Source organism: Psychrobacter sp. 1U1 (assembly GCF_051847535.1).
GTDB classification, from domain to species: Bacteria; Pseudomonadota; Gammaproteobacteria; order Pseudomonadales; family Moraxellaceae; genus Psychrobacter; species Psychrobacter saeujeotis.
On sequence record NZ_JBPYDD010000007.1, the window covers coordinates 157,409 to 171,997 of the forward strand.

Below are 14,589 nucleotides of genomic sequence, written 5' to 3' on the forward strand. Positions count from 1 at the left end.
AAGTGAAAATGTGCCATTATATTAGCATGTTTGCCACGTCTTGACAGACAAAGGGTGGTTAAAATGCTTAACAACTAGTATTAGTACAATAAATCGAAACACAAATTAACACAGGCTACATCTTGGTAGTAGATTGTCCTTATAATTCGCCTGGTAAAAACGTATACATAACCTACTATGCTTTTTTGCCGTATTTAAACTCATTTACAGAAGTAGCTATTTTTTATGCCTTTTACCGATGAAGACATCGCTGCCATGAATTTACAAGAAACTCAGTATCCAGTAGAGTTTTTTCAAAAATTTGCGCGCGAGATTACCGTTTATGAAGATGACGATATTTGGGTAGTAGACAAACCTGCAGGGTTATTAAGTGTCGATGGTAAGACTTTAAAGGTCAGTCTATTGGCACGACTTGAACGCGCAAATCCTGACGTAAAACTCATTCATCGGTTGGATATGGATACCTCAGGCCTGCTTATCTTTGCAAAAAATGCGGCCGCTCAGACCAATATTAGTAAACAATTCATTGACAGATTGCCGCAAAAGACTTATCAAGCACGGGTTTTTGGTACTTGGGAGACAATAGGAGCTACGGGGAAAATATCTGTGCCCGTAAGATATGAGCCGACAACCAAGCCGCGGCATATCGTTGACCATGATTGGAGTAAGAACGCCTTGACCTTGTATGAGGTACTCGCTTATGAACAATGTAACGGTCAAGCAGCCACTCGTGTTGCGCTAAAGCCAGTGACAGGACGTAGCCATCAGTTGCGCGTGCATATGGTACATGCAGGGCACGTCATTATCGGTGATCCTATTTATGCAGAAGGACTGGCATTGCAGATGGCACCGCGTCTAAATTTGCATGCCCAGCAGCTGCGTCTAAAGCATCCTGTACTTGGCGCTTGGATGGACTGGGAAAGCGCGGTACCGTTTTAGACGTGGCACATTTTAAAAATAACAAACCAAGCTTAATGCCTAAATTAGTCGTGTAGAGAGTAGCAGCTATACAAACGAAGTATAAATCGACGGTAATCAGTTACTAACATAGGATGAGATGATGATCGGTGTTGATTCTATAAAAAATATGACCAAAGCTCGCCTGACGCACTCCCTGATGCGCTCAAAATCTCAACCGAACGTGACGGCGGATTATGAGGTCTTAATCATTGGCGCTGGTATCTCTGGAATTGGTATGGCATGTCGCTTGCAGCAAAACTATCAAAAGCTGTTCAATCATTCTTTGAAGGCAAAGAAGCGCAATAAAGATAAAGCTACCAAGCCATTTATTATATTAGAGAAGCGTGCAGACTTGGGCGGTACATGGGATTTGTTTACTTACCCTGGTATTCGTTCGGACTCTGATGCTTTGACTTTTGGTTATAGTTTTCGTCCATGGTTAGATCATAAGATGTTAGCCAAAGGTGATGACATCAAAAGCTACATAGCAGAGACTGCGCGCGAGTTTGAGGTTGAAAAACATATACGCTATCAACATGACGTGCAGCAACTATCTTGGTCAAGTATTGCTAAACAGTGGACTGTCGTGGTCAAAAACCATGCTAGCGGTGAAGTATATACGATGACAGCGAAATTTATCGTTGGTGCAACTGGTTATTATGACTATGATGCAGGATATCGACCACATTTTGAAAGTGAAGAGCAATTCCAAGGTGATATCGTGCATCCACAGTATTGGCAAGATGTGGATTATAACGATAAAAATATCGTAGTGATTGGTAGTGGTGCGACTGCGATGACCTTAGTACCAGCGCTAGTCGATGAAAATGGTGAGCAATGTGCGCGTCATGTAACCATGCTACAGCGCTCACCGACTTATGTAGCCAGTGTGCCGGGCGATGATTATGCACTTGACTGGCTAGCGGGTAAGTTTTCACCTTTATCAAAGCATCAGGCATATACCTTACTACGTACACGCAATGTTCTGATGCAACAAGGTCTGTATCAATTTGCCACCCATGCGCCCAATGTCCTAAAAGCAGCATTAAAGCATGGCGTCAAAAAAGAGTTAAAAGGCAGCGGTGTCGATGTTGCTCATTTTATGCCTACTTATAATCCATGGGATGAGCGTCTATGTGCGGTACCTGATAGCGACTTATTTACTGCATTGCATGGCAAAAGAGCAGAGGTTGTGACCGATCAAATCAGTCATTTTACCAAGACTGGTATCGCCTTAACATCTGGCAAGCATATAGAAGCAGATATTATTGTGACTGCAACAGGGCTTAAGCTCCAGATACTAGGCGGAGCTGCGCTATATGTCGATGGTGAGCTTATCGATGTCGGTGCGCGCATGACTTATAAAGCTGTGATGCTTGAGGGCGTACCCAATATTGCCATGATGTTTGGCTACACCAATGCTTCATGGACGCTAAAAATAGATCTAGCGTGTCAATATGTAGTCAGAATGCTTAACTATATGAAAAAGCACCGTTATAGTGTAGTTTTTCCGCAGGCTACAACGGAGCAAGAGCAGGTGCAAATGCAGCCAGATACGGTACTTGGTGCGCTATCAGCAGGCTATGTACGCCGTGCAAAAGATAAGCTACCCAAGCAGGGCGATCGCTATCCATGGCGTGTGACGAACAATTACCTAAGTGACCGTATTATGCTCAAATACCGTAAAATAGAAGACAACTGGCTACATTTTACTCGCTAGATATTTATTGAGAATCGTTGACGAAATCTGCCACTTGTTTACTCAACATTTGCCATAAAGTCTCTTGCGCACTTTTGCTACCCCAAGCATTATGCGGGCTAAATATTACGCGTGGATGATCGCTCAAGCTCAATAGGGGGTCATCTGCTGTAATAGGTTCTTGTTCAAAGACATCCGTGGCATAACCAAGGATTTGTTGATTATGGATAGCATCTGCCAGGGCCTGGCTATCGACAATACCGCCGCGAGCGACATTCACCAGTAAAGGTTGTTTGCTCATTTTGGCTAAGGTGTTTCGATTGATAAGGTGTTTAGTCTGCTCATTTAATGGACAGTGCAAGCTTATGACATCAGATCGATCAAGTACCTCATCAAAAGCCGTATAGTCATCGTTACGCGGTGTATGACCTTGGTGATCCGCCCACAATACCGTCATACCGAACGCACGGGCTATCTCGGTCACACGCTTACCGATAGTACCGACACCAATGATACCTAGGGTCTTATCTTCTAAATCTACAAGAGACGTATCAAGCAGACAAAAGTTACCGTTGTCTCGCCACGTACCATCCGCTACTTTTTGATGATAATAAATGCCAGCACGCATTGCATTGAGCATTAGCATAAAGGTATGTTCAGGCACGCTTTTGACCGCGTAACCTGCCACGTTATATAAAGCAACATTGTGCGTCTTGCAAGCTTCTTGATCAACGTTGTTCATACCAGTGGCGGTCAGTTGAATAAGTTTGAGCTTAGGGAGCTTAGCAATCACCTCTGCGTTAATCTGAACTTTATTGGTAAATATAATGTCAGCTTCTTGGCAGCGCTCAATAATAAGGTCGGAATCTGCAGGTGTATCATCGTAAGTGATATAGTCAGTCACGCCTGCAGGTACTGACAAATCTACGCCATCAGAAAATGTTCCTTTATCTAAAAAAACCGCTTGCATAATTAATCCTTATTTATAAAAATTTTGATTTAGAAAGTTTTTATCTTGTTTTTATTAAGGTAAGTAGAATAGATGCTTGGACGTTTTTTCATAAAACGAAGCATACTACTTCGGGCGTCAAGTTTGGGTATCAAGCCAGCTGTTTGCTGTTCTTGCTAGTATCGACTCAATGTAGCATGCTTTGAGCAAAAATTGAAAAATACGTCAGTAAGCGTAAAGATATTAGTTGCTCTAATAGTTACAGATACTACCAACTATTGGCAACTTATTACTTTAGGTATGGTCTTCACTATAAGTTTCATAAAACGCCGCTCATTTTATTATCTGTATTCCTCATCGATCTGCTCTTGAAAAACCAACTTATTGCACGCATTTAGCCGGTAACGTTATATAATAGTGCACTTGACTGGTTTTGCTAAAAAGTCGCTTAACTAAGTTAATATATGCATCTTTAAACGATAGTGCTGACTATCGTAACAACTTCATTGTGCTTTACTTAAGAGTAGTACGATGTTGTTGTCGCCCATTTTCTTATCATCTGAGTACAAAAGACATCGCCTTATGACTATCTCCATCGCCTCATTGCATAGTACCGAATTCGCCGTTGGTCAACGCCATTTATCTGACACCGAGTCCGAGCTTGGCTTGGGTGTGGTTATCGATGTCGACGACCGCTGTGTACATATTTTATTCCCGCAAAGCGAGGAGACGCGCGTGTATGCAAAAAACTCTGCACCGTTGTCACGTGTCGTGTTTAAGGTTGGTGATAGTATCAGTGACCAACAAGGAAATAGCTATACGGTCACTGCGGTTGATGAGGTGATGGGCGTGCTCAAGTATAGTGTCGATGAGCACGAAAAAGGCATAATGGAAACGCGTCTTGCAGCAAATATTACCTTGGCAAAGCCGCTTGAAAGACTGTTGGCGGGTCGTATTGAACGCGGAGACTGGTACGAGCTGCGTCAAGATATATTGCGTATGCAATCAGCGCTGGCAGGACATCCACTGAAGGGTCTCATGGGAGCGCGTGTCGATATCATCGAGCATCAGCTGTATATTGCCCACGAAGTTGGCAAACGTATTGCGCCGCGTGTACTGCTTGCTGATGAAGTCGGTCTGGGTAAAACCATCGAGGCAGGTCTTATTATTCATCAGCAGCTCTTAACCGGTAAAGCTGAGCGCGTCTTAGTATTGGTGCCTGATAGTTTGCAATACCAATGGATGGTTGAGTTACGCCGTCGCTTTAACCTAAACTTTGCTTTGTTTGATCTGGTCCGTACTGCGGCGATTAAAGAGCATGATCCTGAGCAAAATGTGTTTGCCACTGAGCAATGTATTATCGCTGGTATGGATCTGCTACTTGACCATCCTGACTTATATGATCAAGCGATAGAAGCAGGTTTTGATTTGTTAGTCGTCGATGAAGCGCATCATTTGCATTGGGATGAAGCAGCGGGCGGCAACGAAAAATATGACTTAGTGGCTGACTTCGCTGAAGAGACGCCTGGGGTGATGTTACTAACGGCTACGCCTGAACAGCTGGGTGTTCAAAGCCATTTTGCGCGCTTGCGTTTGCTCGACTCTGATCGCTTTGATGATTTGGATGAGTTTATTGCCGGTCAAGAAGCCTTTGCGGAAACTGCGGCCGTGGCTGGTGTATTGATAGAAGATAAGTCGTTAAATGACGGACAAATCGCTGCACTAACTGCCCTGTTGAATCTAAATGACGATGAGCTGGCAACGATTAATGAAGATGACAAACTACGTACGTATGCCCTTAATGAGCTATTGGATCGTCATGGCACAGGGCGGGTGTTATTCCGTAATACTCGTGAAAGTGTTCAGGGGTTCTATGGACGTAGCAGTCAGGCGTATCCATTGCCATTACCTGAAGCGTGGCAGGACAGCTATCAAACCAAGGGCAAGCTTCGCGAACAGCTGTGGGGCGAGGAAAATCAGCCAGATGGCGGCTGGTTAGAAGATGATCCACGTGTGCCATGGTTGATTGATATCTTAAAAAGTGAGCTCAAACAAGAAAAAGTCTTACTGATCGCTCGTAGTGGGGCAACCGTAGAGAGTTTAGAGGCGGTATTACGCTTACATGCTGGTATTAAGACTGCCATCTTTACCGAGCAGATGACGTTGCTTGAACGTGACCAAGCAGCCGCATTCTTCGCCGATAGTGAAGGCGCGCAGATATTGCTATGTTCAGAAATTGGCTCTGAGGGTCGTAATTTTCAGTTTGCAAGTCAGCTGATACTGTGGGATCTGCCGGCCAATCCAGATACGCTAGAGCAGCGTATCGGTCGTCTAGATCGTATTGGGCAGACGCAGCAAATCACACTGCATGTCCCTTATGTACAAAAGACCGCGCAAGAACGCCTATATCACTGGTATAACAGCGCCCTAAACATGTTCAATCAGATATCTCCCACGGCCCAAAGTGTGCAAGAACAGTATATTCAAACGCTCAAACCGCTACTTGAAGGTGCCGATACTGCAGAGAATCGCGATGAATTAAAAGCTCTTATCGCTGAGGCGTTACAAATGCGCTTGGCGCTAGAAGCACAGCTGCAAGAAGGACGTGATCGTCTACTTGAATATAACTCATGCCGTCCACGCGTCGCTGGGCGTATTGCAGATGCGATGCGTGATTTTGATGATAATAATGTGCTACCGCCCTTTATTGAGCGCTTTTTGGCATCAGCAAATGTCGATTATAGTATTCAGCGTGATGGTTCTTGGGTGCTTGCGCCACTCGATAGCACTGAAGTTAGTGAGTATATTGAGGGGCTGCCACTTAGCGATGAAGAAGGTATGACGTTGACCTTTGATCGCGAGCTTGCACTGCAGCGTGAGGACATCGATTTTGTCACCCATGAACATCCATTGATGCGATCGATCTACGAGCTTGCGAGCACGAGTACCTTTGGTAATACGACGGTGGCAATGCTCAAGAGCAATGCCATTCCTCAAGGTATGATTATGCTTGAGGTTCATTTTAGGGTCGAAGCGATCGCGCCAAAGCTACTTAACCTGCCAGCGACTCTACCGACTCAAAACATTCGTGTCTTTATCAGTGAGCAAGGAAGTGATTTATCCGCACGTATCAGTAGCGAGATGATTATGCCGCATATTGATCGTTTGGACAAAACCCGCGCGCGTCAGGTGGTTAAAGTGCGTAGTGATGTGATTGAGAGTCGTTATTACGAGGCCGAGGAGATTGCACGAGCACAGCTGGCTGACATTGGTGAGCAAGCAAGGGCCCGCTTTAATCAGCAATGGTCACGTGAGATTAAACGCCTCAAGCATTTGCAAACCATTAATCCAAATGTGCGCCCAGAAGAAGTTGAGCGCCTAGAGCAATTGCAAGCGCAAGGTGAGCAAGCATTAGCGAACTTATCATTGGTACCGGATTCTATCCGTGTGCTCGTCACGGTAAAGCCGTAGCTGTCACCAGTATTGCTAAAAGAGGTGTTATATAACGCCTCTTTTTTACACAATTAATCATTTGGTCGTTTAAGTTTAAAACAACATTTGGTTATTCCTATATTCGTATAAATAAAATCTAACCTAAGTAGTCAAGTTAATGCGGGCAAGTAAGTCTGTAGCAACTGGTCAAAGCTTACAATATTGGTTAAGATGTTTTCTATTTTAAAGATCTAGTATCATTTTTAGGTGCCAAACAAGCGGTTTTAAGCGTTATCGCATTAGTACGGCTTTTCAGTAATAGTCGCTCAAAAATAAGGAAAATTACTGCCATGTCTGATTATCCACAACTGATTGATGAGCTGCTCGCTACGGTGGCACTTATTGAAGTCAGTCCTGATGTATTTGAAGGCAAAAGCCATGACTACGTTGGTAAGCGTATATTTGGCGGGCAAGTACTAGCTCAAGCTATGATGGCTGCAGCTCATACACTGGATACAGATAAGCCTTGTCACTCGCTACATGGTTATTTTTTGCGCGGTGGCGATATCAATCAACCGGTGATTTATCAAGTAAGGCGCTTACGGGACGGTCGTAGTTTGTCAGCACGCGAAGTGACGGCGATTCAGTATAAACAAGTCCGTGGTAAGCCGCCTGTTGAACAAGTGATATTTTCGATGATTGCTTCATTTGCACCGATGGAAGAGGGTTTAGAATATCAAGAAAATATGCCTGTTTATCCACCACCTGAAGATTTACAGACTGAGCAAGACCTAAAAGAGAGCTACGTGGGTAAAGTACCAGATGCGCTTAAGGGTCGTTTTATGCGTCGTCGTCATGTGGAGATTAAGCCTGTCAAGCCGCGCGATCCTATACATCCAGAGCCAACGAAACCGAAGCAAGCCAATTGGTTACGCATCCGTGAACTGGGCTCGCAGCCAGTTGCGATTCAGCAAGCACTCTTGGCGTTTTCTTCTGATTTTTATTTAGTAGGAACGGGGCTTATGTCTCATGGCATCAGCTTTATGACCAGTGGACTACAAGCGGCTAGCATTGATCATTCAATGCATTTTCATCGCAGTTTTGATATAAATGATTGGCTGTTATATGACATGTGGAGTGATACGACGTCTAATGCGATGGGGCTAAACCATGGACAGTTCTGGCAAGATGGCAAGCTGGTTGCCACCGTGCAGCAAGAGGGCTTGATGCGTCTGCGGGTGCCGAAGTCTTAGGTTACTCTTCAAAACTTTACTTTAGGATATAGAGCCTTCGACAATTTTTTAGTACGTTCTAGAACGTCATTTTCATCCCAAACAGTGTTGTCTAAGAAGAACTTAGATAATGGGTAGCCTGCTTGTCTCAATATATCTATTTTTTCAGCTGGCTCTTTATCTTTTAGTCTATGACCATTAGTATTAGAATCTGTTAAAATCAGATTTCCAATACTACCTATTATATCCGAATCCATTCCAGTTTTTATTTTAGCTTCAGGTATTAAATGTTCTATTGTTAAGTTGTCATGATCTATATCTAAACCATTAGTATTATTCCCAACTAATCTTCTCAAGGCATATTTAATAATAGATTTGCTTTTAGTTCTATTAGATAAATAAATCAGCTCTAAAAATTTGACTTCAAACTCTTCGTATGAAGGTAGCTTGTCCTCTAGTTTTCGACTCAAGCTTGTTAAAATTTTCTGAATTTCATTTTCATCATTAGTAGTAGACAAATTAATTGCATGTTGTGAATACATTGACGCAATACTTCCTGATGAACGCTGTTGTGTTATTGCATTAAATACGAAATGAAAGTGCTCGATTTTATTGAGCATAGTTTTTAATTGTTTTAAAGTGATATTTCTTTGTGTATATGCCGAAAGTAAAGAAAGTACGAATGAATACTGCTGTTTAACTTTGAAACTATTTAAGGATTCTAATGAAAGTTTTATTTCAAACTGCTCCTTAGTCCATAACATGTTTTCAGGACTAAGCATTTTGCAATAATCTATAGCAGATTGACTTAAACTCTCTAGTAGCTCTTTCGCATTTTCAGGTGATTTCAACACATAATCTTTGACATATGCAAACAATTTTTTTTCAGTAGTGTACTCTTGCTTTGAAATCCAGTAATGCAAAAGAAAAGTATCTATAGCATTATTCTCAGATATATCATCAAATCCTTTTATAAGTATGTTCCAAGCTTGTTTTGGACTATCATAAGTATTATTCGAAGATTTTATAGTTTTTAAAAGTAAGTTTTTGACAAGATCTGAAGTCTTTAAATCTCGTCCTCTTGCGTTCAGTGTTTCAAAAATTAGATATGCATCATCCTCATTATCTAGTTGTATAAATACAAGTTTCAGCGAAAGAAACTTATCTCTCAACTTCTTCAATTTCTTTATAGCTGATTCAGGTGTGAATATATCTAGTTGAGTAGCAGTTTCAGAGATTTTAGGAATATAACTTTCTAAGCTCTCTGATAAAATATCGTAAGCAAGTTTGAGGTTTGTTTCTTCTGCGCCAACATCGCAGTCAAAGTTTATATTAGTTGGACAGTCTTTAAATGATTGGATATGTTTTTGTAGGTACGGAAAAGAAGTTTCTGTATCTAATACAAATTCATTCACGTAATCATTATTAGGTTTTTCTATATACTTATGAACACCTTTTGCTAAATTAGGTTCATTCAATTTAATAAAAGCATCTCTAATGACAGAAAGTACAATTGTAATGGTTGTCAATCTTTGTTGTCCGTCTACTATTCCGAACTGTGGTTTTTTAGTTTGATATACAACCATAGAGCCAATAAAATAGCTATCAGTTACATCATTAATAATATCGTTCCAAAAGTTTTCAACTTCAGTCCTACCCCATGAATAAGGTCGTTGAAACCTAGGAATTTTAAATATTCCTAAAGAGAAAATATCTTGAACTTCCTTATCATCTGCCTCAATTTTCATTATTCACATACTCCACTATTCTCAACATAATTCAGTATATTATAGTATTAAACGACCTATACTATAATATATTCATAGCTTAAATCTCTATAATCTTTATCATAGCGCGCGGTAGTCCGAGACTATCGCGCGCTTTTTGTTTATCCAGCCATTTACATTCTATATCCGCAGTATCTAGCTTATTTTTTAAGTCTGCCATTTGCTTAGTATCAATAACCAAGCTTTGCGGCTGCAAATACCAATGAAAATGTGTCAGTGAGTGTTTAATCGGTGCGTCATTCAGTAAAGAATTACTGACTGATTCTGTTACCAAGTCGTTTTCTGCTAACCATTCATTAATAATCTGCTCAGCAGTGGTAAATTCTGCCTCGTATATTTTTTCTTTACTACGACTGTCACTTGACACATTTGATTGCTTAGCATCGTTCGCAACTTGTTTTTTACCAGTCGTCTTAACACTGGCTTTGCCTTCAATTTTTTCTACAAACTGCAAAGGCAAACTCCATAATCCGCCCCAAATACCGTTATCAGGGCGCTGTAGCCACAAGATGTTGCCACCTGCATCTTTAATTAATAGAGCATTACTAAACTTACTTGGTTTGGGCTGCTTTTTTGCTTTGACCGGATAATCCGTTTCGCGACCTTGTGCATGTGCCAAGCAATCATCTTGTAGTGGACACAATAAGCAAGCAGGCTTGCTACGCGTACATAAGGTTGCGCCCATATCCATCATAGCTTGTGCAAACAGTCCTGAACTCTCTCTAGGGGTCAAACGTTCAGCCAATGCCCATAGCTCTTTAGTCGTCGCAGATTTGGTAATATCACCATCAATCGCTGCCCAGCGTGTCAGCACCCGTTTGACGTTACCATCACAGATGACGCCATATCGATGCAGCCCCATTGCCATAATCGCCCCAGCGGTAGAAGGGCCAACGCCAGATATAGCCTCCCAACCTGCTAAGGTCTGCGGAAACTCGCCCGTCTCATTAATGATATCGACCAACTGCTTTGCACCTTTATGCAAATTACGCGCGCGTGCATAGTAGCCTAGTCCTGCCCAATGTTCGGCGATGGTATCCCAGTCTGCTGCGGCTAAATCTTGCACCGTCGGAAACGACTTCATAAAACGCGCAAAGTAGGGCAGTACAGTGGTCACTTGCGTTTGCTGGAGCATGACTTCCGATAACCAAACGACATAAGGATTGGGCGTATCGGTCTGATGTTGTTGCCAAGGTAAATCGTGGCGACCGTTAATTTCGAACCAGTCGAGTAGGTGTGGGGCGAAGGAGTCTAGAGATTTGGATGCATGGTTGAAATCGGATTCTGAGTTAGCGATTGGTTGGGTCATAGAGATATCATATTAGTGGAAATAATGATTGATATGGGGATTCTATATTAGCTTTTCTATTTCCTAGAACAGAGTATTTACCTAGTTTTAAATTAGTGTTCTAATTACTACGTGATTTAATATGAATAAGCTATGATTGAGTTTATTGGGAATAAGAGGAGTAATAATGGATATAGCGTTAGTTCTACAGCTACTTATCCTAGCAGCTATAGGTTGCTTGTTTATTTTTCAAAAATACCTATTCTCTTACTCTTCGGAAAAGGGTAAAAATTTGGCTACCAAAGAAGACATTGAGGGAATTACAAGAAAAGTAGAAGGTACAAAGAACGAATATGTGGCGGAGATCGAAAGACTTAAGGTTGAACTAGCATTATTTTCTCGAAAGAATAATATTCTTTTTGATGAGAAAGTTAGGGTATTTAGAAAGATTCAAAAAACTCTAGTGAATTTTAAAAGATATTGTGAAGCAGCTCTTGGAACTTATGATGATAGAGGAGAGTTTCATCCTACTTTAGAAACGTTAGATAGTAGTAACGCAGGGTCCGCATTAATGCATATCCATGCTTTACATGAAATTCAGTTAGAAGACTTTATCTTCCTTTCTAAAAATTCAAACTTAGTTCTTAATAAGTTGTATCAGGAGTGTGAGATCATGCCTAGTATGGAGTTACATGTTAAAGGTAATCAGAACGATATAGACTTAGCAAGAAGTACAATTTCTGTTTATGAAAAAGCAATGTCTAATATCGATGAGTGTTTACAAAGTTTATATGATGAACTTGAGTTTCCTTCTAAATGAAGCTAGTGTTTTCAAAGTTTGCAAGCGAATAGTTGATCTCCTAACTCTTCCTTTAAAAAGAAAAGGAATGAACTTGTAAAATAGGTAATCTGAGTCACGATAGATAGTGGGAAGAATGCAATCTAACCGCTAGCCCCGATTAGAGCGGATATACTGACGGTTTGGGTGAGTTACAATAGCTAGGTTTTGAGGTGGCTACGCGGAGTAAGAGACACATCAAACCTGAGCTAGTGCCTCACACAGATTGGCAGGTAGTAGCGAAAAGCGGGAATGGCTACTTTGTTAAAGTTATCCTTTAACCTTACTTCCGATTCTTCCGCGCACGCTTTTTACGCAAACGCTTTTCCTCTAACTTAGCCTCTTTTTTCGCTTCCGCTTGTGCGCGTATCTCTTCTACTAATAATAGCTCCACTTCACGCATTTTTGGTGTCTCTAACGTAATGCGCCCTAGGATGCCACTGCGCAGCTCATTAACTAAAATCTCAGACATACGGTAAGTATCAACGATGCCGCCTCTTTTTAGCAGGCCTCGGTTACGGCCAGCAACTTCGAAAAGTTCCCAATCAGTTTGGGGCAAATCTTCGATTTTATAGCGTTCTTTAAGCAGCTCAGGATAAGTTTCAATTAAATATTCAGCGGTGTAACCAGCCACATCAGCGAAATCAAACGCGGTATCTTTGATACCACCTGTAGCCGCCAAGCGATAGCCTGAATTTGGGTTTTCAATCTTTGGCCAAAGCATACCAGGGGTATCATAAAGCATGATGTCGTTATCGATTTTGATCAGCTGCTGAGATTTAGTCACGGCAGGTTCGTCGCCTGTTTTAGCGATGCTACGTCCAGCCAAGCTGTTAATCAAAGTCGATTTGCCAACGTTTGGTATGCCCATGATAAGCACCTTGATTTGCCTACCAGTGCCGACTTTATTGGGGATTAGCCGCTTACACAGCTCGACAATTTTATGTACGTCGTTGGTTTTGTTATCATCAAAAGCGATGGCTTTTACTTGATCCTGACTTTCTAAATACTCAATCCACGCTTGCGTTTGATCAGGGTCGGCGAGGTCTGCTTTATTGAGTATTTTGATGACGGGTTTTTGTCCACGTAGCGCTGCGACCATAGGGTTTTCGCTACTGTATGGAATGCGTGCATCGATGACCTCGATGACGACATCCATCTCTGGCATAATTTCTTTGATCTCGTTACGGGCTTTGTTCATATGTCCAGGGAACCACTGGATACTAGCGTTACTCATTGATATAACAACCTTCTTTAAATGGAGTGCCAAAAGTAGAACAATAAATTTTTACTTTTGTGATGAGGTCAAGTTTACTACACAATGAGGGGTTGAATGCGCCTAAAGTAGATTGCTCGCTTTATTTTAATTTGCCTAAACGTATTATTGCAAAAGTGCGTCTTAAAAAAAGCTTTGATCAGGTAGAAATTTACACGCTTAGTAAAGGGTTTTTTATACAAAAAAAGCAGAGCATGACACGCATACTCTGCTTTAGACTTATTCTAAATATCTTTAAAAGCTAAAATTAACCCAAACTAGCCTAAATTTGCTTTCATAAACTCAAGCATATTTTCCCAGCTTTGTTTAGCTGCGCTTTCGTTGTAGCCTAAATCGATATCATTTTTAGCGGCACGCTCATCTGCATTTGGATTGGTAAAGCCATGTTTGGCATTATCATAGACATCAACCGTATAGTCTACGTCAGCTACGTCCAATTCAGATTTTAGATCTTCTATTGCATCCATTGATACCATAGAGTCATCACGACCATGGGCAACCAGTACTTTGGCTTTAAAGTTACTGTCTGCAGGTTGTTTCGCTGCTGGGTTACCGTGGAAAGTAGCGACTGCTTTTAATGGCATGCCCTCGCGTGCCATATCAAGAACGACTTTACCACCGAAGCAATAACCAATCGCGCCTAGGTTATCGCCATTGACTGCCAGTTGGCTACTAAAGTCATTGAGGATTAAGCGGCAGCGTGCCATTAGCATATTTTGGTCTGCAAGTACTTGTTCCATCCACATATTGGCCATAGCAGCATCTGCAGTCAGTTTGCCTTCACCGTAGACATCCATTGCCACCGCTGCATAACCAGCCTTAGCCAAATTTTCGGTGATGGTCTTAGGATGGTCAACCACACCCCACCACTCTGGTGCGACCATAATACCAGGCGCTGGATTGGTATCAGAAGCATCTTCTGGCAGTGCAATATAGCTAATAAGCTCAACGCCATTGTCTGTCGTGCTGACTAATTCATAAGTTTGAATAGGCATATTATTATCCTTTTTTATATTGTGAGTTTTATTTAGGGGGTTTGTACATGTTCAATTGTTTGACTCGTCCTACCTTAACGCCCACGACCAACAAAAACAGCTATAATACTGTAACGCTCTTTATCAAAATGAT

10 protein-coding genes are annotated in these 14,589 nt (G+C 41.7%); 5 read left to right on the top strand and 5 right to left on the bottom strand.

The annotated features are described in order from the left end of the window. The first annotated feature begins 225 nt into the window (after positions 1 to 225). A complete protein-coding gene (locus tag ACS8FB_RS11690) occupies positions 226 to 939 on the top strand; it encodes an RluA family pseudouridine synthase (protein WP_439263130.1) in 714 nt (237 codons plus the stop codon). 202 nt (positions 940 to 1,141) lie between these two features. Beyond that, a complete protein-coding gene (locus ACS8FB_RS11695) occupies positions 1,142 to 2,680 on the top strand; it encodes a flavin-containing monooxygenase (protein ID WP_439263184.1) in 1,539 nt (512 codons plus the stop codon). Between the two features lie 4 nt (positions 2,681 to 2,684). Here ACS8FB_RS11695 and ACS8FB_RS11700 read toward each other — a convergent pair whose 3' ends face one another. Further along, positions 2,685 to 3,629 carry a D-2-hydroxyacid dehydrogenase gene (locus ACS8FB_RS11700; RefSeq protein ID WP_439263132.1) on the bottom strand — a complete coding sequence of 315 codons (945 nt, stop codon included), beginning with the start codon at positions 3,627 to 3,629 and terminating at the stop codon, positions 2,685 to 2,687. Positions 3,630 to 4,190: 561 nt separating this feature from the next. On the opposite strand from ACS8FB_RS11700, the gene rapA reads away from it, so the two are divergent. Both rapA and ACS8FB_RS11710 read left to right on the top strand, forming a co-directional pair. Continuing rightward, positions 4,191 to 7,079, top strand: coding sequence for an RNA polymerase-associated protein RapA (gene rapA, locus ACS8FB_RS11705; RefSeq protein WP_439263134.1), 2,889 nt, complete (start codon positions 4,191 to 4,193; stop codon positions 7,077 to 7,079). Between the two features lie 311 nt (positions 7,080 to 7,390). Beyond that, positions 7,391 to 8,293, top strand: coding sequence for an acyl-CoA thioesterase (locus tag ACS8FB_RS11710; RefSeq protein WP_299220966.1), 903 nt, complete (start codon positions 7,391 to 7,393; stop codon positions 8,291 to 8,293). Positions 8,294 to 8,301: 8 nt separating this feature from the next. Here the strand turns inward: ACS8FB_RS11710 and ACS8FB_RS11715 are convergent, their stop codons facing one another. Next, complete coding sequence (locus tag ACS8FB_RS11715; RefSeq protein ID WP_439263136.1) at positions 8,302 to 10,020, bottom strand: DUF262 domain-containing protein; 1,719 nt, start codon at positions 10,018 to 10,020, stop codon at positions 8,302 to 8,304. A gap of 79 nt (positions 10,021 to 10,099) precedes the next feature. Next, entirely contained in the window at positions 10,100 to 11,368 is a 1,269-nt protein-coding gene (mutY, locus tag ACS8FB_RS11720; protein ID WP_439263138.1) for an A/G-specific adenine glycosylase, read from the bottom strand. 166 nt (positions 11,369 to 11,534) lie between these two features. Between mutY and ACS8FB_RS11725 the strand changes: the two genes are divergently transcribed. Beyond that, positions 11,535 to 12,167 (top strand): hypothetical protein, encoded by a 633-nt coding sequence (locus ACS8FB_RS11725; RefSeq protein WP_439263140.1) that lies wholly within the window; start codon positions 11,535 to 11,537, stop codon positions 12,165 to 12,167. Between the two features lie 301 nt (positions 12,168 to 12,468). Here the strand turns inward: ACS8FB_RS11725 and ylqF are convergent, their stop codons facing one another. Together ylqF and ACS8FB_RS11735 are read right to left on the bottom strand one after the other, a co-directional pair. Next, positions 12,469 to 13,422, bottom strand: coding sequence for a ribosome biogenesis GTPase YlqF (ylqF, locus tag ACS8FB_RS11730; RefSeq protein WP_439263142.1), 954 nt, complete (start codon positions 13,420 to 13,422; stop codon positions 12,469 to 12,471). Positions 13,423 to 13,718: 296 nt separating this feature from the next. Then, complete coding sequence (locus ACS8FB_RS11735) at positions 13,719 to 14,456, bottom strand: dienelactone hydrolase family protein (RefSeq protein ID WP_439263144.1); 738 nt, start codon at positions 14,454 to 14,456, stop codon at positions 13,719 to 13,721. Positions 14,457 to 14,589 lie beyond the last annotated feature (133 nt).

Bases quoted from the DNA above. Each gene is read 5' to 3' on its own strand.
- ACS8FB_RS11690 (WP_439263130.1), top strand. From the start codon at position 226: ATGCCTTTTACCGATGAAGACATCGCTGCCATGAATTTACAAGAAACT.
- ACS8FB_RS11700 (WP_439263132.1), bottom strand. From the start codon at position 3,629: ATGCAAGCGGTTTTTTTAGATAAAGGAACATTTTCTGATGGCGTAGAT.
- rapA (WP_439263134.1), top strand. From the start codon at position 4,191: ATGACTATCTCCATCGCCTCATTGCATAGTACCGAATTCGCCGTTGGT.
- ACS8FB_RS11710 (WP_299220966.1), top strand. From the start codon at position 7,391: ATGTCTGATTATCCACAACTGATTGATGAGCTGCTCGCTACGGTGGCA.
- ACS8FB_RS11715 (WP_439263136.1), bottom strand. From the start codon at position 10,020: ATGAAAATTGAGGCAGATGATAAGGAAGTTCAAGATATTTTCTCTTTA.
- mutY (WP_439263138.1), bottom strand. From the start codon at position 11,368: ATGACCCAACCAATCGCTAACTCAGAATCCGATTTCAACCATGCATCC.
- ACS8FB_RS11725 (WP_439263140.1), top strand. From the start codon at position 11,535: ATGGATATAGCGTTAGTTCTACAGCTACTTATCCTAGCAGCTATAGGT.
- ylqF (WP_439263142.1), bottom strand. From the start codon at position 13,422: ATGAGTAACGCTAGTATCCAGTGGTTCCCTGGACATATGAACAAAGCC.
- ACS8FB_RS11735 (WP_439263144.1), bottom strand. From the start codon at position 14,456: ATGCCTATTCAAACTTATGAATTAGTCAGCACGACAGACAATGGCGTT.